Source organism: Sphingomonas daechungensis, assembly GCF_014489495.1.
In the GTDB taxonomy this organism is placed as follows: Bacteria; Pseudomonadota; Alphaproteobacteria; order Sphingomonadales; family Sphingomonadaceae; genus Sphingomicrobium; species Sphingomicrobium daechungense.
In genome coordinates, this window is the sequence record NZ_CP060780.1 from 2,716,392 (window position 1) to 2,741,291 (window position 24,900).

The 24,900-nt window shown below is 63.5% G+C and carries 24 protein-coding genes and 5 pseudogenes; 17 read left to right on the plus strand and 12 right to left on the minus strand.

Going from position 1 to position 24,900, the window contains the following annotated elements:
- The first annotated feature begins 214 nt into the window (after nucleotides 1-214).
- Nucleotides 215-415 (plus strand): helix-turn-helix transcriptional regulator, encoded by a 201-nt coding sequence (locus tag H9L15_RS20605; protein ID WP_187714613.1) that lies wholly within the window; start codon nucleotides 215-217, stop codon nucleotides 413-415.
- A 112-nt stretch (nucleotides 416-527) separates the two neighbouring features.
- Here the strand turns inward: H9L15_RS20605 and xth are convergent, their stop codons facing one another.
- Complete coding sequence (xth, locus tag H9L15_RS14845; RefSeq protein WP_187714614.1) at nucleotides 528-1,319, minus strand: exodeoxyribonuclease III; 792 nt, start codon at nucleotides 1,317-1,319, stop codon at nucleotides 528-530.
- Between the two features lie 232 nt (nucleotides 1,320-1,551).
- Nucleotides 1,552-2,591 (minus strand): annotated as a pseudogene (locus H9L15_RS14850) (threonine synthase).
- A 240-nt stretch (nucleotides 2,592-2,831) separates the two neighbouring features.
- On the opposite strand from H9L15_RS14850, the gene H9L15_RS14855 reads away from it, so the two are divergent.
- Complete coding sequence (locus tag H9L15_RS14855; RefSeq protein ID WP_187714615.1) at nucleotides 2,832-3,839, plus strand: cation diffusion facilitator family transporter; 1,008 nt, start codon at nucleotides 2,832-2,834, stop codon at nucleotides 3,837-3,839.
- The gene (locus H9L15_RS14860; protein WP_187714616.1) at nucleotides 3,839-5,965 is read left to right on the plus strand and encodes a TonB-dependent receptor; all 2,127 of its coding nucleotides are present in this window, start codon (nucleotides 3,839-3,841) and stop codon (nucleotides 5,963-5,965) included. Before H9L15_RS14855 ends, H9L15_RS14860 begins: the two co-directional genes overlap by 1 nt.
- A gap of 87 nt (nucleotides 5,966-6,052) precedes the next feature.
- On the opposite strand, the gene H9L15_RS14865 is transcribed toward H9L15_RS14860, so the two are convergent.
- Genes H9L15_RS14865 through H9L15_RS14875 form a run of 3 tightly spaced genes read right to left on the minus strand, consistent with a single transcriptional unit; the run spans nucleotide 6,053 to nucleotide 7,408 of the window.
- Complete coding sequence (locus H9L15_RS14865) at nucleotides 6,053-6,286, minus strand: hypothetical protein (RefSeq protein ID WP_395622088.1); 234 nt, start codon at nucleotides 6,284-6,286, stop codon at nucleotides 6,053-6,055.
- On the minus strand, nucleotides 6,283-6,684 hold the full coding sequence (locus H9L15_RS14870; protein ID WP_187714618.1) for a PspC domain-containing protein: 402 nt from the start codon (nucleotides 6,682-6,684) through the stop codon (nucleotides 6,283-6,285). Before H9L15_RS14870 ends, H9L15_RS14865 begins: the two co-directional genes overlap by 4 nt.
- 16 nt (nucleotides 6,685-6,700) lie before the next feature.
- Nucleotides 6,701-7,408, minus strand: a complete 708-nt coding sequence (locus H9L15_RS14875; protein WP_187714619.1) for a PspA/IM30 family protein — start codon at nucleotides 7,406-7,408, stop codon at nucleotides 6,701-6,703.
- 434 nt (nucleotides 7,409-7,842) lie between these two features.
- Between H9L15_RS14875 and H9L15_RS14880 the strand changes: the two genes are divergently transcribed.
- Nucleotides 7,843-8,061 carry a hypothetical protein gene (locus H9L15_RS14880; RefSeq protein ID WP_187714620.1) on the plus strand — a complete coding sequence of 73 codons (219 nt, stop codon included), beginning with the start codon at nucleotides 7,843-7,845 and terminating at the stop codon, nucleotides 8,059-8,061.
- On the opposite strand, the gene H9L15_RS14885 is transcribed toward H9L15_RS14880, so the two are convergent.
- Nucleotides 8,034-8,327: a DUF3297 family protein gene (locus H9L15_RS14885; protein WP_187714621.1), complete on the minus strand. Its 294-nt coding sequence runs from the start codon at nucleotides 8,325-8,327 to the stop codon at nucleotides 8,034-8,036. The genes H9L15_RS14880 and H9L15_RS14885 overlap by 28 nt on opposite strands.
- Before the next feature lie 86 nt (nucleotides 8,328-8,413).
- Here H9L15_RS14885 and H9L15_RS14890 point away from each other — a divergent pair, with 86 nt between their 5' ends.
- The 3 genes and pseudogenes from H9L15_RS14890 (at nucleotide 8,414) to H9L15_RS14900 (ending at nucleotide 12,002) form a co-directional block, all read left to right on the plus strand.
- Complete coding sequence (locus H9L15_RS14890) at nucleotides 8,414-9,712, plus strand: thiamine pyrophosphate-dependent enzyme (protein ID WP_187714622.1); 1,299 nt, start codon at nucleotides 8,414-8,416, stop codon at nucleotides 9,710-9,712.
- Nucleotides 9,709-10,710 (plus strand): annotated as a pseudogene (locus H9L15_RS14895) (alpha-ketoacid dehydrogenase subunit beta). The gene H9L15_RS14890 and the pseudogene H9L15_RS14895 overlap by 4 nt, the downstream one beginning before the upstream one ends.
- 5 nt (nucleotides 10,711-10,715) lie before the next feature.
- A complete protein-coding gene (locus H9L15_RS14900) occupies nucleotides 10,716-12,002 on the plus strand; it encodes a dihydrolipoamide acetyltransferase family protein (RefSeq protein ID WP_187714623.1) in 1,287 nt (428 codons plus the stop codon).
- 15 nt (nucleotides 12,003-12,017) lie between these two features.
- Here H9L15_RS14900 and H9L15_RS14905 read toward each other — a convergent pair whose 3' ends face one another.
- The 3 genes from H9L15_RS14905 to H9L15_RS14915 all read right to left on the minus strand — a co-directional run bounded on the left by H9L15_RS14905 (nucleotide 12,018) and on the right by H9L15_RS14915 (nucleotide 13,608).
- Complete coding sequence (locus H9L15_RS14905) at nucleotides 12,018-12,530, minus strand: DUF4402 domain-containing protein (RefSeq protein WP_187714624.1); 513 nt, start codon at nucleotides 12,528-12,530, stop codon at nucleotides 12,018-12,020.
- 174 nt (nucleotides 12,531-12,704) lie between these two features.
- On the minus strand, nucleotides 12,705-13,094 hold the full coding sequence (locus H9L15_RS14910) for a hypothetical protein (protein WP_187714625.1): 390 nt from the start codon (nucleotides 13,092-13,094) through the stop codon (nucleotides 12,705-12,707).
- Between the two features lie 196 nt (nucleotides 13,095-13,290).
- Nucleotides 13,291-13,608 carry a hypothetical protein gene (locus tag H9L15_RS14915; protein WP_187714626.1) on the minus strand — a complete coding sequence of 106 codons (318 nt, stop codon included), beginning with the start codon at nucleotides 13,606-13,608 and terminating at the stop codon, nucleotides 13,291-13,293.
- A gap of 129 nt (nucleotides 13,609-13,737) precedes the next feature.
- On the opposite strand from H9L15_RS14915, the gene H9L15_RS14920 reads away from it, so the two are divergent.
- The 10 genes and pseudogenes from H9L15_RS14920 to H9L15_RS14955 all read left to right on the plus strand — a co-directional run bounded on the left by H9L15_RS14920 (nucleotide 13,738) and on the right by H9L15_RS14955 (nucleotide 23,152).
- The gene (locus H9L15_RS14920; protein ID WP_187714627.1) at nucleotides 13,738-14,286 is read left to right on the plus strand and encodes a retropepsin-like aspartic protease family protein; all 549 of its coding nucleotides are present in this window, start codon (nucleotides 13,738-13,740) and stop codon (nucleotides 14,284-14,286) included.
- 42 nt (nucleotides 14,287-14,328) lie between these two features.
- Nucleotides 14,329-16,646: pseudogene (locus tag H9L15_RS14925) on the plus strand (transketolase).
- Nucleotides 16,647-16,689: 43 nt separating this feature from the next.
- On the plus strand, nucleotides 16,690-17,103 hold the full coding sequence (locus H9L15_RS14930; protein WP_187714628.1) for a hypothetical protein: 414 nt from the start codon (nucleotides 16,690-16,692) through the stop codon (nucleotides 17,101-17,103).
- A gap of 36 nt (nucleotides 17,104-17,139) precedes the next feature.
- Complete coding sequence (locus H9L15_RS14935; RefSeq protein ID WP_187714629.1) at nucleotides 17,140-17,592, plus strand: MaoC family dehydratase; 453 nt, start codon at nucleotides 17,140-17,142, stop codon at nucleotides 17,590-17,592.
- Complete coding sequence (locus H9L15_RS14940) at nucleotides 17,589-18,419, plus strand: HpcH/HpaI aldolase/citrate lyase family protein (RefSeq protein WP_187714630.1); 831 nt, start codon at nucleotides 17,589-17,591, stop codon at nucleotides 18,417-18,419. The genes H9L15_RS14935 and H9L15_RS14940 overlap by 4 nt, the downstream gene beginning before the upstream one ends.
- An 11-nt stretch (nucleotides 18,420-18,430) precedes the next feature.
- Nucleotides 18,431-18,655 carry an alcohol dehydrogenase catalytic domain-containing protein gene (locus H9L15_RS19900; RefSeq protein WP_317617542.1) on the plus strand — a complete coding sequence of 75 codons (225 nt, stop codon included), beginning with the start codon at nucleotides 18,431-18,433 and terminating at the stop codon, nucleotides 18,653-18,655.
- Nucleotides 18,652-19,524, plus strand: coding sequence for an NAD(P)-dependent alcohol dehydrogenase (locus H9L15_RS14945; protein WP_317617543.1), 873 nt, complete (start codon nucleotides 18,652-18,654; stop codon nucleotides 19,522-19,524). The genes H9L15_RS19900 and H9L15_RS14945 overlap by 4 nt, the downstream gene beginning before the upstream one ends.
- Nucleotides 19,521-21,463, plus strand: a pseudogene (gene acs / locus H9L15_RS14950) (acetate--CoA ligase). Before H9L15_RS14945 ends, acs begins: the two are co-directional and overlap by 4 nt.
- Before the next feature lie 136 nt (nucleotides 21,464-21,599).
- Nucleotides 21,600-22,106, plus strand: coding sequence for an MFS transporter (locus H9L15_RS19905; RefSeq protein WP_398286958.1), 507 nt, complete (start codon nucleotides 21,600-21,602; stop codon nucleotides 22,104-22,106).
- On the plus strand, nucleotides 22,094-23,152 hold the full coding sequence (locus H9L15_RS14955; RefSeq protein WP_317617544.1) for an MFS transporter: 1,059 nt from the start codon (nucleotides 22,094-22,096) through the stop codon (nucleotides 23,150-23,152). The genes H9L15_RS19905 and H9L15_RS14955 overlap by 13 nt, the downstream gene beginning before the upstream one ends.
- A 4-nt stretch (nucleotides 23,153-23,156) precedes the next feature.
- On the opposite strand, the gene H9L15_RS14960 is transcribed toward H9L15_RS14955, so the two are convergent.
- The 3 genes and pseudogenes from H9L15_RS14960 to H9L15_RS14970 form a co-directional block, all read right to left on the minus strand.
- On the minus strand, nucleotides 23,157-23,384 hold the full coding sequence (locus tag H9L15_RS14960) for a hypothetical protein (protein ID WP_187714631.1): 228 nt from the start codon (nucleotides 23,382-23,384) through the stop codon (nucleotides 23,157-23,159).
- Nucleotides 23,385-23,450: 66 nt separating this feature from the next.
- Nucleotides 23,451-24,151: pseudogene (pgl, locus tag H9L15_RS14965) on the minus strand (6-phosphogluconolactonase).
- Nucleotide 24,152: 1 nt separating this feature from the next.
- A complete protein-coding gene (locus H9L15_RS14970; protein WP_187714632.1) occupies nucleotides 24,153-24,893 on the minus strand; it encodes an energy transducer TonB in 741 nt (246 codons plus the stop codon).
- Between the last annotated feature and the right edge of the window lie 7 nt (nucleotides 24,894-24,900).

Sequence of the window (24,900 nt, forward strand, 5' to 3'; positions counted from 1 at the left end):
GAATTCTAGCAAAGCTCAACCGACCGACAATTCGGTGACCCCAGGTCCGCTCAATTCGTCGCTGCTGTTGTAACCTCGCCCCTTACAACAGCCGACGGGTCCTGTTGTGAACGCCGCCGCTACAACAGTGGGCACGTGCAGGAATGCACGGGAGCGGACATGAAGGTCTGAACAGGTTGAGCTGGCGCCCGCGCCTAAACATCACGGAGCAATCATGAACAACGATAAATATCTTCGGCGTAGAGAAGTGGAGAAGGTAACGGGCCTCAGCCGTTCGACGATCTATCGCCGAATCGACCGAGGCACCTTTCCTCGGCCATTTGACTTGGGTGGGAACGCGGTCCGCTGGCGCGAAAGAGACCTAGTCGTGTGGAAAAGCAATCATCGTCCGACAGGGGTCGCGGCCAATGACTAATCATGTGGGGGTAAGAACGGGGGTAGCGCTCAGTGCAAGTCCGACTAATCTCATGTGTTCGCAGTTGTTTAGGAGCCAGAATATGAATCCTGCATCCGGCACCAGCTTCTCCTTAGACCTTCAGCTCGATCCAGGTCGGCGCGTGGTCGCTGGTCTTGTCCCAGCCGCGCGGTTCGCGATCGACGCCGGCTTTTACCAGCTTCTCGGCCAGCGGCGGGCTGAGCAGGAGGTGGTCGATGCGGATGCCCGCGTCGCGCTGGAACGAGTTCCGCCAGTAATGCCAGAAGGTGTAGATGCGCTCGTCCGGGTGCAAGGAGCGGAGCGCGTCGGTCCACCCTTGCGCAACAAGCACTTTGAATTTCTCCCGCGCCTGCGGTGAGAAGAGCGCGTCCTTCGCCCAGCGCTCCGGCTTGTAGACGTCCTGCTCCGTCGGGATGACGTTGAAATCGCCCATCAGCATCGCCGGCAAGCCACTATCCAGCAGGTGCCGCGCATAGGCGTCCAGCCGGTCCATCCAGGCGAGCTTGTAGTCGAATTTGGGACCCGGCCATGGATTGCCGTTCGGGAGGTAGAGATTGCCGATCAGGATCCCGCAAATCGCAGCTTCGATATAGCGGCTCTGCTCATCGTTCGGATCGCCGGGAAGGCCGCGGCCCGTTTCGACCGGTTCGCCGACCCGGCTGAGCAAGGCGACGCCGTTCCAGCTCTTTTGTCCGTGCCAGATCGCCGAATAGCCAAAGGCTTCGATGTCTTTCGCCGGAAATGCCTCATCAGTGCATTTCAACTCCTGAAGGCCGACGACATGGGGACGAGCTTCTTCGAGCCAGCGAAGCAAGACGGGGAGTCGGGAATTGATTCCGTTGATGTTGTAGGTCGCGATTCGAAGCGTCTGCTTTTTGGTCATCGGCGCCACGAACCCCTGACCGCGACAATCGGTTTCCAGGGCTCGGACATTGGAATGCCGAGTCCCACAGGTTTATCCACTGGTGCATCCACAGTTTTGATCGGTCACATGCAAGATTAATCTGGAACAATCGGCGGGGTGAAGTATTGTTGCTTTGTGCTTCACGACCCGAAAGGGAAAGGAAGCATGGAACCCCGGCAGCTTCGGTTGCCGGGGTTTACTTTTTTGTGCGTTAGAGCGCGCTCGCCTCCGCACTTCCCAACTCCAGTCGTCGCGACGCATCCGGCAGCGGATACTTGTTCCCGTTCGCGCAATTGAAAAGCAAAGCCGTCTCGCCGCGTCCGACCAGGCCGCTTCCTAGCGCCATCCGCCAGCCGGCCAGCACCGCTCCGCCTTCAGGGCAAAGCAGCAGTCCATCGTCGCGAGCAACGTCTTCGACGGCCCGCAGGATGTCCTGTTCTTCGACGGCGATTGCCGTTCCGCCGCTTTCGCGGACCGCGCGCAGGATCAGGAAGTCGCCGACCGCGCTGGGTACGCGGATGCCGGTAGCGACCGTCGCCGCGCCTTCCCACCGCTCCGCGAACTCGTCGCCTCGCTCAAACGCCCGGACCATCGGCGCGCAGCCGGCCGCCTGGATGGCGTACATGCGCGGTCGCTCCGGCCCGATCAGCCCGACCGCTTCCAGTTCGTCGAACGCCTTCCACATCCCGATGAGGCCGGTGCCGCCGCCGGTCGGGTAGAAGATTGCGTCTGGAATTTTCCAGCCGAGCTGCTCGACCAGTTCGAAGCCCATGACCTTCTTGCCTTCCAGGCGGTAGGGCTCCTTCAACGTCGAGCAGTCGAACCACCGCCCTTCGGCGGCGCCCTCGCGGATCAGTCGGCCGCATTCGTCGATCTGCCCGTCCGCCACCCACACCCGAGCGCCGTAGGCCGCGGTTTCGCGAACATTGATTTCCGGCGTTTCCGCGGGACAGACGACGACCGCTTCCATCCCGCCCGCGCTGCATAAGCCGCCAGCGCAGCACCCGCATTGCCGTTGGTAGGGAGCGCGACGCTGCGGATCCCGAATTGCTTCGCCATCGATACGGCCATCGTGAGCCCGCGTGCCTTGAACGAGCCCGTCGGCAAACGCCCCTCGTCCTTCACTAGCAGGCTTTTCGTCCCCGCCTTTGAAGCCGTGACCCGGAGCGGGATGATCGGAGTTTCCGGCTCACCGAGGCTGACCGGCTCAACTTCCTCCGCCAATGGCAGCAGCTCGCGCCATTTCCACATCCCCGGTTGGCGCGCGGCAAGGCTTTGGCGGGTCATCGTCTGGCGAGCCCGATCGCTATCGTAGCGGACCAGCAGCGGCTTTCCCGCCTTGCTTAGGTTGTGCGGCTGGCCTGCGGGATAGTGCTCACCGGTAAGCGAGCATTCGAGATGGGAGACGAACATGCCGACGCACTAGCCTTCGCGGCCTCGCTGGCAAGCCTGCTTGCTCCCGACTCCGCGCGACATTAGGCTTTCGGCCGCATGGCAGGCCACAACCACGACCATAGCCATTCCCCCGCGGACTTCGGTTGGGCTTTCCTCATCGGGACGGTGCTCAATCTGACCTTCGTCGTGGTCGAGGCAGTCTTCGGCCTGATCGCCAATTCCACTGCCTTGCTGGCGGACGCGGGGCACAATCTTTCCGACGTCTTCGGTCTGCTCGTGGCCTGGGCAGGCGCTGCGCTGGTCAAGCGGAAGCCGTCGGCGCGCTTTTCCTACGGACTTAAGAAAAGCTCGATCCTCGCTGCTCTGATCAATGCGCTGGTCCTCCTGGTCGCCGTCGGCGCGATAATTGCGGAGGCTCTGCAACGGCTGTCGCATCCGGAACCGTCCAACGGCCGCTTGGTGATGATCGTGGCTGCCGTCGGCATCCTGGTGAACGGGATCACGGCCTGGCTGTTTGCCAAGGGCCGCCATGACGACATCAACATCCGCGGAGCCTTCCTTCACATGACCGCCGACGCCGCGGTTTCGGCCGCGGTCGTCGTCGCGGGCTATCTGATGATCATGACGGGAGCGCTCTGGATCGACCCGATCATCAGCCTGCTCGTGGCCGCTTTCATCTTGTGGGGCACATGGAGCCTGCTGACCGAGTCCGTTTCGATGACCCTTGCCGGCGTTCCCAAGGGAATCGACCCGGACCAGGTTTCGAGCGCTCTATCGAAGCTGCCCGGAGTCGAGGACACACACCATCTGCACATCTGGGCACTGAGCACGACCGAGACCGCACTGACGGTCCATCTGGTGGTCGGCCATGATGTAAACCGCGACGTCATCCTCCGCCAGGCGCGGGCTTATGTGCATCAGCTGTTCGGGATTTCTCATTCGACCATCCAGGTCGAACATCTCGGGCCGAAGCCGAACACCATTGTCACGAAGGCCACCACAACGAGGGATGCCTTTAAAACCCTCCGTTCGTCGAGAATCGCTTGTAACAGTATAACATCCGCTCTACGCGGCACGCTTCGTTACGTAGCCAATCAGGACTGATGGAAACCTCGCGACTGGCCCTTGCGGCAGCCCTCACCCTCCTTGCATCCCCCGCTCTGGCCGCCGAAACGGCGAGCACGAATGCGGATTCCTCTGCGGCCGCGGCCGCGGCGACCGCCGATCCCGTACCGGGAAGCGCCGAAGACGCGCACCACGCGCAATCGGATGAGATCATCGTCACCGGCATCCGCAAGAAGTCGAGCGATGTCATTGGCGGCATTTCCGTGCTGGATGCAGGCGACCTCACCCGGGAGTTGCGGGTCAGCATCGGCGAGACACTGGCGCGGCAGCCGGGCGTCAGCGCGACCAGCTTCGGCCCGACGGCGTCGGCTCCGGTCCTTCGCGGCTTGTCCGGAGATCGCGTCCGGGTTCTGACCGACGGCATCGGCAGCCTGGACGTATCGTCTTCGGGGCCCGACCATGCGATTTCCATCAACCCGATCACCGCCGATCGCATCGAGGTCCTTCGCGGACCCTCGGCCCTGATGTTCGGATCTTCCGCGATTGGCGGCGTCGTCAATGTCATCGACACGCGCATTCCGCGTCGCGTCCCTAAGAACGTAGTCGGAGTAAACGTTCTCGCAGGCTACGGGTCCGCCGCTGACGAGCGGTTGCTCAACGGAGCGTTCGACGTGCCGGTTGCCGGGAAGTTCGTCTTTCATGTCGACGGCAACTGGACCAAGACCGACGATCTTCGCACCGGCGGCTTCATCTTGTCGAAAGACCTCCGCGAGCAGGCAGCAGCCAGTCCCGATCCGGACATTCAGGCCCTTGCCGATCTGAAAGGCGATCTCCCCAATTCCGCATCGGAATCGAAGGAAGGGGCGATCGGTTTCGCTTATATCGACGGCGGCCTGAACGTCGGCGCCTCGGTCACCCGGCACACCGCCAAGTATGAAGTGCCGATCCGTTATTCGCTCGTCCCTGGGATCGAGGCGGAAGCGCCGACCATCGACCAGGAGCAGACGCGCTACGACTTCCGCGCCGAAGTGCCGATCTCCGGCTTTTTCAACCAGGTGCGCGCACGGGCCGGCTATGCCGACTATCACCACGATGAACTGGAGGAGAATGGCGACGTCGGCTCCAGCTTCTTCAGCAAGGGCGGTGAAGGCCGCTTTGAACTGGTGCAATCGGAACGCCAGGGCTGGGGCGGAACGTCCGGCATCCAGTATCTCGACCGCAATGCCAGGATCCGCGGCGACGAGAAATTCCTTCCGGACAGCGACCAGAGGCAAACGGGGCTGTTCACACTGCAGACCTTGGTTCGCGGCCCACTTCGGCTGGAAGGCGGCGCCCGCATCGAGTTCAGCAAGCTCACCGCCGACGCGGACGTGCAACTCGGAACGCCGGACCTGTCTCGGAACTTCACGACCTGGTCCGGATCGCTCGGCGGCAAGTACGAATTCACGCCGGGCTGGCGTGCGGGTCTGACGGTATCGCGAAGCGCGCGTGCACCATCGATCGACGAACTCTTCGCCAACGGCCCGCACGGCGGCAGCCAGTCGTTCGAAATCGGCGACCCGAACCTCGATCCGGAAACCAGCCTCAGCGTCGAAGGCTCTTTGAATGGAGACGCTGGACCGGTGAACCTGTCGGCAAACGTCTACTACAGTCACTTCTCGAACTTCATTTTCCAGGCACCGACGGGGGCTGTCCTCGACGACCTGCCGGTGTTCCAGACCCGCGAGGGCGCGGCGAACTATTACGGGTTCGAAGCCCAGGCGAGTGCAAAGCTCGGCGAAGCGCTCGGTGTGCGCTGGAAGGGCGAGATCCAGGCCGATGCAGTCCATGCCACGGTGAAGAATTATGGTCCGGCGCCGTTCATTCCGCCTTTCCGAATCTTGGGCGCGCTGGAGGGAACGCGGGGCGAAGTCGACGGGCGGCTTGAGGTCGAGCATGCCTTCGCGCACACCCGCACTGCGCCGATCGAGACCGACACGCCCGGCTACACCTTGGTGAACGCCTCGGTGGACTGGCACGTCTTTTCTGCCAACCCGGAATTCTCGCTGTCGCTGGTAGCGAACAACATCTTCGATGTCGTCGCCCGGCGCAGCACGAGTATGCTCAAGGATTATGCCCCGCTTGGCGGCCGCGACATTCGACTGACGGCCCGGCTGGGCTTCTAGCACTTCGGCAAAAGGAAGGCGGCCCGGCCAAGGGGATAGCCGGGCCGCCTGCCGCTGATCTGGGGAGAGCGGCGGGGGAAACTGTCTTTAGAGGTCGATCCCTGCGGCGATCGCTTCCAGCTTGCGGACCCGTTCGCGAAGGTCGGCCATTTCGATCCGGTTGCCTGCGGGCGGAAGGTGCCGGTCGCCGATGTCGTGGGTCAGCTCCATGCGCTTCAGCTCGAGCCAGCCGTTCCATCCCTTGAGAGCAGCAAGGCTTGCTCCGGACAGTCCGGCGAAGACACCACCTGCAAGAATGCCAATCGTCAGCGGTTCCATCACTTCTCCTCCCGGAGCGCTTCGATTTCGCGCGCCAGCTCGTCATTGGTTGAATTGATGTGGTCGTCGATCGCCATCAGGCGGCGGTCGGTTTCGTCCAGCTGGGTCCGTAGCGCGTGAGTAGTCGGACGGACGCGGCTGACATCTTCCATTCGGTCGAAGTCGCTGCGCTGCCGGCGCTCGTATCCACGGACGGCCTGGTTGCGCTGCAGGTGCAGGTAGATGCCGGCGCCGACGTAGGCGATCAGAGCGAGCTTCCAGCTAATCAGGATCGCTGCGGCGACGAAGCCAACGCGGATGAAAGTCGGGTCGACGTTGAGCGTTTCGCCGATCGTCGAGCACACGCCTGCAAGCTTCTTGTCATGGCGATCCATCGAATAGCGGTAGTTGTAGCGGGACATATCCCTTCCCTTTCGTTTACTTGGTGCGAGCCGCGAGAGCGGCCTTCATGGCTTCCAGTTCGGCATCGACCTTTTCATTGGCGCGAAGCTCAGCGATCTCTTCCTCGAGGCTCTTGGGGCCGGTCATCCCCAGCGCTTCCGCGCGGCCTTCGGCGAAATCGGCGTGGCGCTCCAGCACCTCGAACTTGGCGAATGCGTCGAGCGTGCGGCTGCCGTGCATCACTTCGCGAGCCTTGGCGCGGGCAACCGCGCTTTCGATCCGCGCCGAAATGGCGTTCTGCCGGGCGCGGGCTTCCCGAAGCTTGGTCTGAAGCTTGGTGATATCGGCTTCGTAGCTGCGCAGGACGGTCTCAATCTGGTCCATCTCCGAGCGGAGGCCGTCGGCCATTTCAGCCGCCTTCTGCTTCTCGACGAGCGCCTGCTTCGCCAGGTCCTCGCGGCCCTTCGACAGCGCCAGTTCGGCCTTGTCGGTCCAGCCGATCTGCAGCTCGTCCAGCCGGCCGATCGCGCGCTTCATTTCCTTGGCGTCCGCGATCGAGCGTGCTGCACTCGCCCGGAGCTCGACGAGCGTTTCCTCCATCTCCAGGATGATCATGCGGATCATCCGGGCGGGATCCTCCGCCCGCTCCAGCAACTCGGCCATGTTCGCTGCGAAGATGTCTCTTGCGCGAGTAAAGACCGGTCCGTTGAACCAGGTGGCGAGCGGGGTGCTGCCGGAATTCATAACCTCGGTTTCCTTCACGAGCCGTGGCGTCCTAACCGGTGCCTTTGCTTGGATGATTTCGAGTTCAGGCATTGGCCGAGACTGCGACGGGGCTCGCGACCGAAGCCGGGCCAACCGCGGCGGAGACCGCGACGGAGCTCAGGAAAAGCGCTGCTGCCAGAGCAGTAAGCGTACGAGTGAATTGCGACTGACCGGACATTTCTAATCTCCCTTTTCGCCGGTCCGCTTCAACAGCTGCGGGCCGGTGCCAGATACTATTCAAAGGGCGTGCCAATCCCGCAAAACTGCGAAAAATGGCTCAGGAAGCTCGGCTAAGAGGGGGAGTTGGCGGGAATTGCCACCTACGCTTGGTGAAGAATCCCAACCTGTCCGTCGGGAGCCGGTTGGTAAGTTCCGCGTTGAGAGGTCAAACGCAGTTCGAAAGGATCAAAAGAATGTTGGGCAAGCTTGCGGGAGCATTCATTGGAGAGAAGCTCGCCGGCCGTAACCGCGGCGTTCGGGGAGCGCTGATCGGCGCCGGCGTAGCCGCAGTCGCTCGGCGTGGATTTGGACCGCTGGCGCTCGCCCTAGGCGCCGGTTGGGCGGCGAAGAAGGTGTGGGACAAGCGGCAGGGCCGCAGCCAGGCTTACCCTTCGGAAGCTTCGCCTTCCTGACCATCCGCGCCGTTGACAGGCTGGATGTAGGGTTCGACCTTGCCCTTGAGCTTCAAGGTCATCGGGTTGCCGTACCGGTCGCGGCTGCGGCCGGCCGCAACTTTGATCCAGCCTTCCGACACGCAATATTCCTCGACGTTGGTCTTCTCGTTCCCATTGAACTTGATGCCGACGCCTTGCTTGAGGATGTCCTCGTTGAAGTGTGGGCTGCGGGGATCGAGCGACAAGCGGTCGGGAAGCTCGGCGGAAGGCGTATCGTCAGGCATGGCGCGCGCCCTAGCCTTGCGTGCCTTCCAAGGTCAACGCACGCCAGTTGCCGCGTCCGTGACTCCGGACTAAGCGCCTCAACCAGATGAGCGACAAGGACCCTGCCCCGCTGAAGTCGAACCGGCCCAAGCTTTCGCTGTACGTGCCCGAGCCGCCGGCGCGACCGGGAGAGATTCCCGACTTCTCGAAAATCCAGGTTCCTGCAGCGGGTACCGCGCCGCGCCCGGACGTGGCAGCTCCCGCAATTGAAACGCATCCGCTGACCATGTCGCTGGTGCGCGTGCTCGATGAGGAAAACAACGCGGTCGGTCCGTGGGATCCGAAGCTGGATCCCGAGACGCTGCGCAAGATGCTCCGGGACATGGTCACGGTCCGCGTCTTCGACGACCGCATGTACCGCGCTCAGCGGCAGGGCAAGACCAGCTTCTACATGAAGTGCACGGGCGAAGAGGCGATCGCGGTCTCGGCTGCCAACGCGCTCGACCGCGAGGACATGAACTTCCCGACCTACCGGCAGCAGGGCCTGTTGATCGCTCGCGGCTATCCGATGGTCGAGATGATGAACCAGATCTACTCGAACAAGGGCGACAAGCTACAGGGCCGCCAGCTGCCGATCATGTATTCGGACAAGGCGCACGGCTTCTTCTCGATCTCCGGCAACCTCGGCACGCAATATCCACAGGCCGTGGGATGGGCGATGGGCAGCGCGATCAAGGGCGACAGCCGCATCGCCATGGGCTGGACCGGCGAAGGCGCGACGGCGGAAGGTGACTTCCACGCGGCATTGACCTTCGCGACGGTTTACAACGCGCCGGTCATCCTCGCCGTGGTCAACAATCAGTGGGCGATCTCCAGCTACTCCGGCATCGCCGGGGGTGAGCGCGCGACCTTCGCCCAGCGGGCGCTAGGTTACGGCGTTGCCGGTCTTCGCGTCGATGGTAACGATGCGCTCGCCGTATTCGCCGCAGTCCGATGGGCGGCCGACCGGGCTCGATCCAACAATGGGCCAACGCTGATTGAGTTCTTCACATATCGCGCAGAGGGTCATTCGACGTCCGACGATCCATCCGGATATCGCCCGTCGGACGAGGCGAAGGCCTGGCCGCTCGGCGATCCGATCGAACGTCTCAAAGGGCACCTGATCAAGCTGGGCGAGTGGGACGAGGAGCGCCACGCGGCATTGGTGGATGAGGCGGCCGCCCAGGTTCGCAACGCACAAAAGGAAGCGGAGAAGAAGGGCACGCTCGCGACAGCGACGATCGACTTCCCCCAGGACGTCCGCACCATGTTCAGCGACGTCTACGAGGAAATGCCCTGGAACTTGCAGGAACAACAGCAGGCCATGGTCGATGAGCTGGAGGCGAAGCGCCAATGGCCTCGATGAACATGATCCAGGCGCTCAACAGCGCCCATGATGTGATGATGGAGCGTGACCCGGACATGGTCGTGCTCGGCGAGGACGTCGGCTTCTTCGGTGGCGTCTTCCGCGTCACTGAGGGCCTGCAGAAGAAGTACGGCAAGCAGCGCGTGTTCGACACACCGATCGCCGAGAACGGCATCGTCGCGACCGCGATCGGCATGGCGACCTACGGCCTTCGTCCCGTCGCCGAGATCCAGTTCGCCGACTACATCTACCCGGCCTACGACCAGATCGTTTCCGAGGCTGCGCGCATCCGTTACCGCACCTCAGGCGAATGGACGGTGCCGCTTGTCATCCGCTCCCCTATGGCGGCGGCATCTTCGGCGGACAGACCCATAGCCAGTCGACCGAGGCGCTGTTCGCCCACGTCTCCGGCGTGAAGACGGTCATCCCGTCAAACCCCTACGATGCCAAGGGCCTGCTGATCTCCGCCATCGAGGACAACGACCCTGTCCTCTTCTTCGAGCCGAAGCGCATCTACAACGGCCCGTTCGACGGCTTCTTCGACCGCCCGCTGACCCCTTGGGCCAAGACCGACGCGGCCGATGTTCCCGAAGGCTATTACAAGGTCCCGCTCGGCAAGGCGGCAGTCGTACGCGAGGGTGAGGAAGTCACCATCCTCTCCTACGGGACCATGGTGCACGTGACGCTGGCGACGGTTCGCGAGCTGGACATCGACGCGGAAGTCATCGACCTTCGTTCGATCGTGCCGCTCGACATCGAGACCATCGAGGAATCGGTAAAGAAGACCGGCCGTTGCGTCGTCGTCCACGAAGCCACGCGAACAAACGGCTTTGGAGCCGAGCTGGCGGCGCTGGTGCAGGAGCGCTGCTTCTATCATCTCGAAGCCCCGTGCAGCGGGCGACCGGCTTCGACACGCCCTACCCCACTCGCTCGAGTGGGCCTATTTCCCGGGCCCTGTGCGCATCGGCACAGCCATCAGAAAAGCAGTGGAGGCCTAAGGCGCATGGCCCGTTTCGAATTCAGGCTTCCGGACATCGGCGAAGGCATTGCCGAAGCAGAGATCGTCGCCTGGCACGTCAAGGTCGGCGACACGATCGAGGAAGACCAGCAGCTTGCCGACTTGATGACCGACAAGGCGACAGTCGAAATGGAATCGCCGGTCGCGGGCAAGATCCTGCAGCTTGCGGGCGAGGTCGGTGAGCAGATCCCGATCGGATCGATCCTCGCGGTGATCGAAACGGAAGGCGCTGCCGCGGCCGACGCGCCTGCCAAGGCCGAGCCGGTCGAAGAGGAAGTGCCGCTCGCCGATGGTGCAGTGGCTCCGACCGAAGCGCAGGAAGAGAATATCCCGGTGACCAAGGTCGCGGAGCAGGCACCACCGCCGCCTTCGCCGCGGGTCGAGCCCGAAGTCGCCGAGAAGGAGCCTTCTCACGGCAAGGTGCTGACATCCCCGGCGGTCCGCGCGCGTGCCCGCGACCTCGGTATCGATCTGTCGCAGGTGAAGACGACCGGCGACCGGGTTCGCCACTCCGATCTCGACGCATATCTGCTTTACAACGGCGGCACCGTGGCGGCTCGAGGAAGCACCAGCGCTCCGCGTACCGACGAGACGATCAAGGTCGTCGGCCTTCGCCGCAAGATCGCCGAGAACATGGCCGAGGCGAACCGGCGGATTCAGCACTTTACCTTGGTCGAGGAGTTCGACGTCACTGCGCTTGAGGAAGCGCGGCAGATCATGAACCGCGATCGCGGCAACAATCCAAAGCTGACACTTCTGCCCTTCCTCATCACGGCCATGTCGCGGGCCCTGGCCGATTGGCCGATGCTCAACGCGACTTTCGATGACGAGGCGATGGTCGTGACCCGGCACGGGCCGGTTCACATGGGCATGGCGACGCAGACGCCCAACGGCTTGATGGTCGCAACCATTCGCGACGCGCAGGGCAAATCGATCTGGGAGCTCGCTGCCGAGATCACGCGCCTGTCCGAAGCTGCGAGGACCGGAAAGGCGTCCCGCGAGGAACTGAGCGGCGCAACCTTCACCATTTCCAGCCTCGGCCCGATGGGCGGCATCACATCGACGCCGGTGGTCAATCCTCCTCAGGTCGCGATCGTCGCCGTGAACAAGATCGAGGAAAAGCTGGTCCCGATCGACGACGAGATCGAGATCCGGAAGCGGATGAACCTCTCGCTCTCGTGCGACCATCGCGTCGTCGACGGGTGGGATGCCGCCAGCTTCATGCAGGCGCTGAAGCCGCTTATCGAGAACCCGCTGCGGCTGCTGAGCTAGTCCGAGCCCTTCGGCCTAGAGATAGGTCGCGGTCACGTCGAAAGTCGCCTGATAGAGCCCTTCCGGCTGGTTCGCATTCACGAAGATGATGCCGCCGACCCCGAAGAAGAAATTGCGGGTCACCGGATCGATCGTGCGCACGTTCGGGCCATCCAGCGTAAGCGCCAGGACCGGGATCGTGTCGCCAAGGCCGTTGTCGAGCGCGAGCGGCTGGGTGATGGTGACGATGACCTGCTGGTTGGGCGAACCGGCGGTGGCGAAATAGCCGCGATTGCCCGGATCGCTGGCGACGCCGGTCACTCCGCCGATTGTCGTCCGGTTGCCGGTCGTGGCGTTGACGGAAACGGCGCCGGACAATGGCGAGGGGACCACCGTCCCGAAACTCAGGTCGTCGATCTTGGTCAACTGCAGCGGAACCAGGATCAGCGCGCGGCCCGTCGCTGGCTGCGGAGGCGCGACCGGCGCCGCGACGGCCGGCGTCGCGGACGCGGCGAGCCCAGCCGCGATCAGCAGTTTGCAGAGCCTCATCACATAATTCCTCTGGTCAATACCCGAGCAACTATGCCGACAAAGCCCTGCACCCCGTTGAATATGGCTGGTTAATTCGCTGTTTTCCTTGATTTTCCGATCAGTGAGGTTCCGGCCCGGAATAGGTCCAACTGGCGATCTTCCAGCCGCCATCTCCCTGATCGAGAACGAAGGTCATCGTCCCGCGGCCGATTTCGCCTTTCCGCCTTGCTTGAAGCGATAGATGGTCGGAACGACGACGTAGGCGGATTTCCCGTCCGAGACCGAGCGGATCGGCGACGCATATCCCAGGCTGCCATCGCTGATTCCGCGCGCCGCTGAGTCCTTGCCGTAATCCTCCAGCCAGCGCTTGGCGACGTCCGGGCCGGTCCAGATATGCGGAGCGAACTCATCGACGATCACGGCATTGGCGGCGTGTCCCGACAGGAAGGCGTTCATGTCGCCGGCGTTGAACTTGTCGAGCCAGGTGGTAACGGCTGCCGCGGCGTCCTCCGCCGGCCCAGCCTGAACCGGTGACGCAAACACGAGCGCGGCCGACGCCGCGAGCAAGAATAATCCCCTCATGCACGATCCCCTGCGGCCGAATCGTACGCAAACTTGGTGAGCGCTGGCCGAGCGCCACGCAGTCTGGGGATGCGGGAAGTCGGGACCGAAGGCAATCAGCCCTTGATGATCTTGCTATGGTCCTTGTTGCTGACGAGGATTTTCATCTCGTCGCCGGCCTTCAACTTGTAGAATTCCTCGTCGCGGCCGGTGAACTTTAGCTGGGAGGTCTGGTAGCTGCCGTCCTGAGGGCCGTGTAGCTGACCTTCACCACGGCGGTGCCGTCCACGGCTTTCTTGCGCTGCGCCGGGCTTTGTGCGGCAAGCTCCTTGAACTCGTCCGTCGAGCTGCACGAGTCGGTCACGGTTTCGCGCTTACCGTCCGTCCAAACGCGATCGTACCGGCATTCGCGGTCGATCAGGAATATGTTGGCCTTGGCCGGCTTGTAGTTCATCCCACGATCCGCGACGGCGAAGCCACCGACCACCGCAACAAAACCCACGGCGGCAATCGCGCCGTACGAAAAATAGCTCATCATTACCCCCGTTGAGCCACACTCAGCAGAACGGAAAATAATCGGGCACGGTTACGAAAACGTAGACGCCAACCGGCAAGGGCTTGCGATTTAGACGTTTCTTTACCGGGCTGCCGTAATCATTCGGCGATGGTCCGGGCATACTTCATCTTCCTGCTCGTCGCCGGGATGTTCGGCGCCCTGTTGAGCAATTGCGGGTCGCGCACGGCAACAGGCGCCAGCAGCAGCGAACCCAATGCCTTCGAAAAAGAGAAGGCCTATCAGGCTGAAGTCCTCCAGAAAGGTTATGAGGTCAACGACGACAGCTATGCCGGGCAGGATGTCGTGGAACTCGAACGCCAGCCGGACGGCCATTTCTATGCCGACGTCGAGATCAACAACATCCCGATTCACGTCCTGGTCGATACCGGCGCAAGCGGGATCGCGCTCAGCCGTGACGACGCCCGCAAGGCCGGACTCGCGACGTCCATCGGCATGTACGACGTCGTCGGCGAAGGTGCTGGCGGTGACGTTAAAGGCGAGTTCGTAAAGCTCGACACCGTACGCCTCGGCAAGCAGACCGCCCGCGAGGTGCCTGCCATCGTTCTCGACGGCGGGCAGATGTCGCTGCTCGGCCAGAGCTTCCTCCGCCAGTTCGACACGGTGGAGATCAAGGGCGACAAGATGGTCCTGCGCTAGGGGCAGCTTTTCGACAACCTCCGGCTGGTCTAGTCCGGTCGAATGCTGAAGCCCGTCACGACCGACATTGAAGCGCTGAAGATCATCGACGACCGCCTGCGCTGGCTGTCCGCGTGGACGATTCATCACGCCAATCACATTCGCGAGAATACCGACGGCCTGAAAGTCGGCGGGCATCAGGCGAGCTGCGCGTCGATGACGAGCATCATGACGGCGCTGTATTTCCACGCGCTGGGACCCAACGACCGCGTCGCGGTGAAGCCCCATGCGGGGCCGGTGCTGCACGCCGTCCACTATCTGCTCGGATCGCAGAGCCGCGAATCCCTGGAGAACTTTCGCGGCTTTGGCGGGGCGCAAAGCTATCCCAGCCGGACGAAGGACAGCATTCCTGTCGATTTCTCCACCGGCTCGGTAGGTCTCGGCGTCGCCATCACCCTCTTCTCCAGCATCGTGCAGGATTACCTGACTGCTCACGGCCTGATGAACGAACAGGATCGCGGTCGCTTTGTCGCGCTGGTCGGCGACGCGGAGCTCGATGAGGGCAACATCTACGAAGCGCTTATCGAGGGATCGAAGCACGACGTCCGCAACCTGTGGTGGATCATCGACTACAACCGCCAGAGCCTCGACGCGACGACCGCCGACCGAATGTTCGGCCGATTCGACGAAATTTTCGCCAGCTGCGGATGGCGTGTCCAGACGCTGAAGTACGGCAAGCTGCAGCAGGCTGCGTTCGCGGAAAAGGGCGGTGCGGAGTTGCAGCGCTGGATCGATGAGGCCAGCAACGCCGATTATGCGGCGCTGACATACCTCGGCGGAAAGGCGTGGCGGGACCGCCTCCTCGCCGATGCGCCGAAGTCCAAGCCGATCCTGGACCGCCGGAGCGACGACGAGCTTCAGCGGCTGATGACCAACCTCGCCGGACACGACATCGAAAGCATGATCGAGGCATTCGACCGCTGCGACGACGATCAACCGACGCTGTTCATCGCGTATACGATCAAGGGCTTCGGCCTGCCGTTTGCCGGCCACAAGGATAACCATTCCGGCCTGATGAACCCGACCCAGATGGCTGCCTGGCGCGAGGCGATGGGCGTGGCCGAAGGCAAGGAGTGGGAGCGGCTGGAAGGGGTCGGGGAAAATGCCCGCCCGGGCGTAGACACTGTGCTGGAGCGAAGCCGGATCGCCCGTGAAAAGCGACCGCGATCGTTCGGACAGTTGGAAGTTCCCGCCATTCCCACTCCCGCCGGTGACGAACAATCCACGCAGGCGGCCTTCGGACGCATCCTCCTCGACCTCGCGAAGTCAGGGGGTTCGCTTGCCGACCGGATCGTGACGACGTCCCCCGATGTCACGGTCTCGACCAATCTCGGTGCCTGGGTCAATCAGCGCGGTCTCTTCCGACGCGAGGAGATTGCCGACGTTTTTGCAAGAGAAAAGATTGCGTCAGCACAAAAATGGTCTTCGGCAAACAGAGGCCAGCACATCGAGCTAGGCATCGCGGAGAACAACCTCTTCCTGATGCTGGCGGCGGCAGGGCTTGCTGGTGACCAGTTCGGCGCTCGTCTGGCCCGGTCGGCACTCTCTACGATCCCTTTATCGCCCGCGGCCTCGATGCGTTGAATTACGCTTGCTACCAGGACGCCCGCTTTATCCTCGTGGCGACACCGAGCGGCCTGACGCTCGGTCCGGAGGGGGGCGCACACCAATCCATCAATCCTCCGCTCATCGCGCTCGGGCAGCCGGGCATCCGGCACTACGAGCCGGCCTTCGCCGATGAACTGGCAGCAATGATGGAGCTGGCCTTCAAGCTGATCGACAATCCGGACGGCGAGAGCACGTACCTTCGCCTTTCGACCCGCAATGTCCGCCAAGTTTCGCGCGAGGATGACGAGTGGCGGGACGGCGCTTTGAAGGGCGGCTATTGGCTGTGCACGCCGGCCGACGGCGCGGAGGCGGCAATCGTCGCCATGGGCGCCGTCATGCCGGAGGCTCTTGCAGCGTGGGAAGAGCTTCGAGACGACATCCCGGGCCTCGGCCTACTTTCGGTCACGTCGCCCGACCTGCTTCACCGCGGATGGAGTGCATCGCAGGCGTCGCGCTGGGCCGGCGGCGGCGAGCCGAGCCACGTTGAACGACTGTTGTCGAAGCTAGGGCGCGGCGCCGGCCTTGTCACCATCGCCGACGCTTCCCCTGCCTCGCTCTCGTGGCTCGGAGGCGTCCTTGGCCAGCGGGTTGCGCCGTTGGGTGTCGAGCGCTTCGGCCAGACCGGCAATCTCGCTGACCTATTCGCTGCCTACCGCCTCGACGGGGCCGCAATCACCGAGGCGGCCGCGGAGATTCTGCTCCAGAACGGATGAACGAGCCACGGCTTGGAAAGGCCTTGGCGGCCATTTCCTTCCCATGCGGCCGTTCAGCCAGAAGCACGGGTATGCGAAGGGCGATATTGCCATCCAGGGCGATAGCGTTCGGCAGGTTTGGGGCGCGGACGAGCGCGTTGAAGCGCCGCGCAAGCCGCTCCGCCGCGATCCGCCCGCCCTCCGCGTGGTTCCGGTGCGGACCGATTGCGAACTTCGTATCCGCTTGGGTGAAGAGTTAGACTGTGCCCGCCGGATGCTCGACATCACGGGCGATGCGCTTTCGGCGGATCCGGTCGCCGTCGCTCGCCATACGGTGTCCCTCCAGTATCTCGACAAGGTCGGCCAGATGCTCGGCCATATCGCCAACATCGTCCGGTGGAGCGATCCGACTGCCACGATCGAAGAGATTGGCATGGGCGACCTCAAGGCTCGGCTTACCCGGACAGGTGCTCTCTAGCTTGGCAAGTGCGCGGCTGCTTCGTAGAGCGGCGACATGGCAGGACGCTATTTTGACGAATGGCAGGTCGGAGACCGCGTCGAGCATGCGGTGTCCCGGACGGTCACCGAGACCGACAACCTTCTTATCTCCGCCCTCACCTACAACCCGCAGCCGCTGCACATCGATCACGAGGCGGCCGCAAGGACCGAGTTTGGCCAGCCGTTGGTGAACTCTGTGTTCACGTTTGGGCTGATGGTCGGGGTCAGCGTCAGCGACACGACGCTGGGGACGCTTGTCGCCAATCTTGGCTACGACAAACTGACTTTTCCGAAACCGGTGTTCGTCGGCGATACGCTGCGGTCGGAGACGGAGTGCATCGACCTTCGCGAAAGCAAGTCGCGGCCGAACGCAGGCATCGTCACCTGGGCGCATCGCAGCTTCAACCAGCGTGACGAAATCGTCTGCGAATGCACTCGCTCCGCCTTGATCCTGAAGACTCCGCAATGAGCGAACCTCGCAGCTGGCTGTTCGTGCCGGCGGACAGCGAGAAAAAGATCGGCAAGGCGATCGAAAGCGAGGCCGACGCCGTCATCTTCGACCTCGAGGACAGTGTTGCACCGGCCCAGAAGTCAGCCGCGCGCCAGATCCTGAAGGACCTCGGGAAACGCTCCGGCGGCCCGCAATGGTGGGTCCGGATCAACCCGCTCCGCACGGACGAGCATCGCAAGGATCTCGACGTCATTGGCATCGCCGACATCCACGGCATCGTCCTGCCTAAGGCCGAAGGCGGAGCAGATGTCGCGGAGCTTGCACATCGCACCGGCAACATCCCGATCCACGCCATCGTGACCGAGACGGCGGCAAGCCTGTTCGGAATGCTGAGCTATCGCGATCCCAAGTCTTCGCTCGCGGCCATGAGCTGGGGCGCGGAAGACCTTTCGGCCGCGTTGGGCGCTTCGTCGAAGTATGACGCGGACGGCACTCTCAGCTACACCTACAAGCTCGCCCGCTCGCTGTGCCTGGCCGGAGCCGTTGCGGCAGGAGTGCAGCCGGTTGACGGCGTTTTCTCTGACTTCCGCGACGACGCCGGCCTGCTGGCGGAGGCCCAGGCAGCGGCGCGCGAAGGCTTCACCGGCAAGCTTGCCATCCACCCCGCTCAGGTCGGCGTGATCAATGCCGCTTTCACCCCAACTGCCGACGAAGTGTCGCACGCGCGCGCTATTGTCGATGCGTTCGACGCCGACCCCGATGCCGGCGTCTTGTCCATCAGTGGCCGGATGGTCGACCGGCCGCATCTCGTTCAAGCGCGGAGAGTTCTCGACCGGGCACGTTAAAGGAGGCCGATATGGCGACGACAGCTGAACCCAACACCACTTCGCCACATAGTCATGCCCCAACGACCGCGAAGGGATGGGGCACGGACGCGCCCGATCAGCCGCTCCGCCCGATGGAGTTCGAGCGTCGCGCGCTTCGGCCGAACGATGTCGCGATCAAGATCACCTACGCCGGCATTTGCCACTCCGACCTCCACACCTGCCGCAACGACTGGGCGGAAGCCGCTACCCGGTGATCCCCGGTCACGAGATCGTCGGAGAGGTCACGGCCATCGGCGACGAAGTCACCCGCCACCGCGTCGGCGACACGGTTGCGGTAGGCTGCATGGTCGATAGCTGCATGGAGTGCGACCAGTGCCTCGAAGGTTGGGAAGTCTTCTGCCGCAAGGGCTGCGTCCAGACCTACAACAGCGCCGACTACCACGACGGCACGATCACGAAGGGCGGCTACACCGACCACATCGTCGTCCGCGATCACTTCTGCTGCAAGGTGCCGGAAGGCATGGACGTCACCAAGGTGGCGCCCTTGCTGTGCGCAGGCATCACGACCTATTCGCCGTTGCGCCAATACAACGTTGGGCCGACCACGAAGGTCGCCGTCGTCGGCCTCGGCGGACTCGGCCACATGGGCGTGAAGCTGGCGGCGGCGATGGGGGCGCATGTGACCATGATCACTACTACCCCGAGCAAGGGCGAGGACGCTCGCGCCCTGGGCGCCCACGACGTGATCATCTCGACGGATGCCGAGCAGATGAAGGCGGCGGCGACGCGCTTCGACTTCATCCTCAACACCATCCCGGTCAGCCACGAGATCGACGGCTATCTCCAGCTGCTCGGCCGATCGGGGCGAATGGTGATCGTCGGCGCGCTGACGCCGATGCCCGGCTTCACGGGGTTCAATATCATCTGGTGGAACCGCGCGGTCGGCGGTTCGGCCATCGGCGGCATTCCCGAGACGCAGGAGATGCTCGATTTCTGCGCCGCGAAGGACATCTACCCGGACGTCGAATTCATCCGCATGAACCAGGTGAACGAGGCCTATGAGCGGCTGCTCAAGAACGACGTCCGCTACCGCTTCGTCATCGACATGAGCCACGGCCTATGAGTGAAGCGATCCATCCAGTTCCCGAAGGGTTTGGTGCAAGGATCGGCCCGGCCGAGCTCGACGCACTTTACGCGATCGCAGACGCCGACCCCCATCGGCACTGGATGGAGCAGGCAAACCGGCTGGATTGGTATCAGGCGCCCGAACAATCGGGGACTGGTCGTTCAACGAGGACGATTTCCACATCCGCTGGTACGCCGACGGAAAGCTCAACCTCTCCGTCAATTGCCTCGACCGGCACCTCGCCGAGCATGGGGACCGCACCGCCATCATCTTCGAGGCGGACGAACCCGGCGAGGGCCGGTCGATCACTTATCGCGAGCTTTACGAAGAGACCTGCCGCTTCGCGAACTTGCTGAAACAGCGCGGCGTCCGGCGCGGCAATCGCGTCATGATCTACATGCCGATGATCCCCGAGGCGGCGGCGGCGATGCTCGCCTGCGCGCGGATCGGCGCGATCCACTCGGTCGTATTCGGCGGCTTCTCGCCGGAAAGCCTCGCCGGCCGCATCGCGGATTGCGATGCCTGCGCGGTGATCACGGCCGACGAGGGCGTGCGCAGCGGCAAGATCATTCCCTTGAAGCGGAACGTCGATGCCGCACTCGAGCACCGTGACGTTCAGTCTGTGATCGTGGTCACGAGAACCGGCGCCGATGTTCCCATGAAGGATGGCCGCGACGTCAGTTTTTCGGCGATGCGCGACGAACTTTCGTCCGAGTGCGAGCCGGAAGTGATGGACGCGGAGGACCCGCTATTCATCCTCTATACTTCGGGATCGACGGGAAAGCCGAAAGGCGTGGTCCACACCACCGGCGGCTATTCCGTGTGGGCGGCGACCACTTTCGACTGGATCTTCGATCACCGCGACAATGATATCTTCTGGTGTACCGCCGACGTCGGGTGGATCACCGGGCATACCTATGTGGTCTACGGCCCGCTGATGAATGGCGCGACCAGCGTGATGTTCGACGGGGTGCCGAACTATCCGGACTTCGGTCGATTCTGGGAGACGGTGGACCGGCTCGGCGTCACCATCTTTTATACGGCGCCGACAGCCATCCGGGCGCTGATGCGCGAGGGCGACGAGCCGGTGAAGCGGCACAGCCGCAAGTCGCTGCGCCTGATCGGCACGGTCGGCGAGCCGATCAACCCGGAAGCCTGGGAATGGTATTGGCGCACGGTCGGCGACGGTCGCTGCCCCGTCGTCGACACCTGGTGGCAGACTGAGACCGGCGCGGCGCTGATCTCGCCGCTTCCCGGAGTGACCGCGCTCAAGCCCGGCTCGGCGACCAGGCCCCTGCCCGGCATTCGCCCGATGCTCGTCGACGCCGAAGGCACGGAATTGCACGGCGCGACTAGCGGCAACCTGTGCATCACGGCGTCCTGGCCAGGGCAGATGCGCACGGTTTGGAACGACCACCGCCGCTTCTTCGAGACCTATTTCACCACTTATCCCGGCAAGTATTTCACCGGCGACGGCTGCCGCCGGGACGAGGACGGCTATTACTGGATCACCGGCCGCGTGGACGATGTGATCAACGTGTCCGGCCACCGCGTCGGGTCGGCAGAAGTCGAAAGCGCCTTGGTCGCCCACGAGCTGGTCGCCGAGGCCGCGGTCGTCGCCTTTCCGCACGACATCAAGGGTCAGGCCATTCACGCCTACGTGACGCTGAATGCTGGCGAGGAGGGCAATGACGAGCTTCGGCGCGAGCTGAACCAACAAGTCCGGCGCGAGATCGGCGCGCTGGCCGCGCCCGAGCGAATCCAGTTCACGCCGGCGCTGCCGAAGACTCGATCGGGGAAGATCATGCGCCGCATCCTGCGCAAGATCGCAGAGGGCGAAACGGCGGGCTTCGGGGACACGTCGACGCTGGCCGACCCGACCGTCGTCGATCAACTGCTTGCCGGAGCGCGGGAGTTCTCGAAGACCCCCGCCTAAGCGCTTGCGGCTCCGCGTGCAGGCGCTAACCCTACATCCGTAGGGGGAGCAGGATGTCGGAACAAAAGCCCTGGACGATGAAGCGCGTCGTCGCCGCCTCTTCGGCGGGACCGCGTTCGAATGGTACGACTTCTTCATCTTCGGTTCGCTTGCGACGACCATCCAGAAGGTCTTCTTCGCCGGGCTCGACCCGACCGCGGGACTGGTCGCTGCGCTCGGCCTCTTTGCGGCGGGCTTCGCGTTCCGGCCCCTCGGTGCCCTGATCTTCGGCGTCGTCGGCGATCGGCTTGGGCGGAAAGGTGCCTTCCTCGCCACCGTCAGCCTAATGGGCGCGTCGACTTTCCTGATCGGCATCCTGCCGACCTATGCGACGGCCGGCATCATTGCGCCTCTCCTGCTGATCCTGCTCCGCATCCTTCAGGGCGTCGCGCTCGGGGGCGAATATGGCGGCGCCGCGATCTACGTAGCCGAGCATTCGCCGGACGACCGACGCGGAGAGATGACGGGCTGGATCCAGATCACGGCATCGCTCGGACTGATCGCGGGCTTGCTCGTCATCCTCGGCACCCGCAGCGCCGTCGGTGAAGACGCGTTCCTGGCCTGGGATGGCGGATACCGTTCCTCTTCTCGGTGCTGCTGCTGATCGTCTCGGTCTGGCTCCGCTTCAAGCTGTCGGAGAGCCCCGCCTTCGCGAAGCTCAAGGAAGAAGGCGAGATCTGCCATGCGCCGCTGCGCGAGGCGTTCGGCCGCTGGGAAAATCTGAGGCGCGTGCTCATCGCCTTCTTCGGTATCATGTGCGCGCAGGGTGCCGTCTGGTACCTCAGCTTTTTCTACATCCAGGTGTTCCTGACCAAGTCGCTCGGTGTGCCGGAGCCAACCAAGGACGCGCTGGTGCTGGCGATGACCGTCGTCAGCGCGCCGCTTTACGTCTTCTTCGGCTGGCTCAGCGACCGGATCGGCCGCAAGCCGGTGATGATCGGCGGAATGCTTTTGGCCCTGGTGGCCTATCTGCCAGGTTTCCATGGCATGGCGGCAGCGGCGAACCCGGCATTGGTCGAGGCGCAGAGGGCGCAGCCGGTCGTCGTGTACACGGATCCTTCGACCTGCTCGGTCCAATTCGACCCTGCGGGGACGCGGCAGTTCAAGACAGCTTGCGACATCGGCAAAAGCCTGCTCGCCGGAACGGGGATTTCCTACCGCGAAACGCGATCTGACGACGGCCGCACCGTCGTCGCGGTGGGCGATGAGAGGATCGAAATTCCGGACGGTGGCGCGCTGTCCGGACCGGAGCTCAAGGCGCTCAAGGACGACACGGGCAAGACGCTGAAGGCGGCGCTAACAGCCGAAGGTTATCCGGCAAAAGCCGACCCGGCGCGAATGAACATCCCGGTGATGTTCTTCTGGCTGATGGTTTTCGCCGTGGCTTCGACCGCCTTGTACGGACCGCAGGCGGCCGCGCTGGTCGAGATGTTCCCGACGAATATCCGCTACACGGCAATGTCCCTGCCCTATCACGTGGGAACGGGCTGGGTCGGGGGCTTCTTGCCAGTCACCAGCTTCGCGCTCGCGACCATAACAGGGAATGTCTACGCCAGCCTGTGGTATCCGGCCGTCTTCACCTTGATTTCGGTGGTGGTCGCGCTGCTGTTTATCCGGGAAACGCGCGGCAAGCCGCTGGACGAGATTTAGCCCGTCAGACCAGCTTGAGCTTCCTGGCGACGAAGATCGGTCCCACCACTGTCAGGGCGATACCGGCGAGCGAACAGAACCCAAGCCAGATTGCCATGGCCGTCCCGCCAGCTTCGTACATCGCGTAAAGCACCGGCGCCGCGAGAACGAAGCCGCGGACTTCGTTGGCGACGAACAGCGCCAGGCCCGCCTTGACGAGCAATTTGGTCGCGACGGATAGTCTCTCTCGCATGCCGGCATTGTGCCGCCGAACACTTGAGAAATGATTGATGCCGCCCGCGAGGGCGCGCGAGCTTGCTTACGGCGCCCAGTGAATGTCGATCGGCTGCTCGGCCTCGGCCAGCACGCGGCCGATCGGGAGCTTCGAGCTTTGTCCATCTTCGATGGCCCCTCGAGCATTTCGCGCTTGTCGTTGCCGACGAGCGTGATCAGCACGGTCCGCGCCGAAAGGATCGCGGCGCGAGTCAGCGTGACACGAGCGACCGGCGCATCCTCAGGCAGGGGGTCGGGCATGACGCCGACCGCACGCCGAGCTTTCGGAGCGTCGAGCGCGTCCTGGAGATCGGGTCCTGCGAAGATCGACGCGGTATGGCCATCCTCGCCAACACCAAGCCACACGAGGTCGGGTGGCCAGGGCAGGTCCTGCAGACGCGCGTCCGCGGAATTGCCGGCAAGGCGGTAGTCGGGGATGTCGCCAGTGATCGGGATCACACGTGCGCCGACGGGCAGAAATGTCTGCGCGATGGCGCGGACGTTACTTCGCTCATCGTCCATCGGTACCAGCCGCTCATCGGTCGGAATGATCGTCACCTGCTTCCACGGCAGCTTCTTCGCGGCGAGCGCCTGAAGGATCGGCTTTGCAGTGCCGCCACCGGGGACGGCGATCAGCGAGGAGCCGCGCGCGTCCAGCGCGCTTTCGATGATGAAACCAATGTCGCCGGCAACGGCCTCCGCCAGCTCCGCAGCGTCATCATAGTCCCACCATTCGGCTTCAATCATCCTAGTTCGCCTGCCTGTATGCCATTTGAGAAGGCACGGGCTCGCCGCGCCGATTGTAGGCGGGCCTATACACGAATCTCGCGCTGACCAATCGGCAAGTCATGTCGTCGACAGCCGGATCGCCGCTCGACTGGTAGATTTTGCACCCCGCGACGCGTCCGTTCGGCAAGACCGTGAACATGACGAACGGCGATGCGCCGTTGGACAGCCTCTGCCGAAGCTCGGGCGGATAGTCGCGACTGCGCAGGCTCGGCGTCAGCAGTTGCGCGCGGGAGACGATGCCGTCCCCGCCTCCGCCGGTCCCACTGCCGGAACCGCCTGATCCTGTTCCACTGCCCGTGCCGCCAGCGCCGGTGCCCGGTCCAGCAACGTTGGACGCGCCCTGCGTTGGCGCCGTACCCTGGTTGGGGGTTTCGCTGGCATTCACTGGAACGGGGACCGGCAGTTCGATCTTCGGCGTTGGTGCGACGATGGGTGTAGCCTCGCTCTTGAGGTTCTTTTCGGAGGCGGCCCCTTCTTGCTCCTTCGGCTTCTGCTTTTGCTCAGCGGGTTGAGGAAGGTCCGGGGTCGGCGGTGGCAGTTCGGCTTCAGTGATTTCGAACACCCGCAGCACGGTCTGCGGATCCGCGAGATTCATCTTTCCGGAGAGATGCAGGAAGGCGAACAGAAGCCCGGCATGGATGGCGATCACCGCAGCAACGGCGCCGCTCTTGTCGCGCGTCTTCAGGTCGGAACGGTACATTACGGCT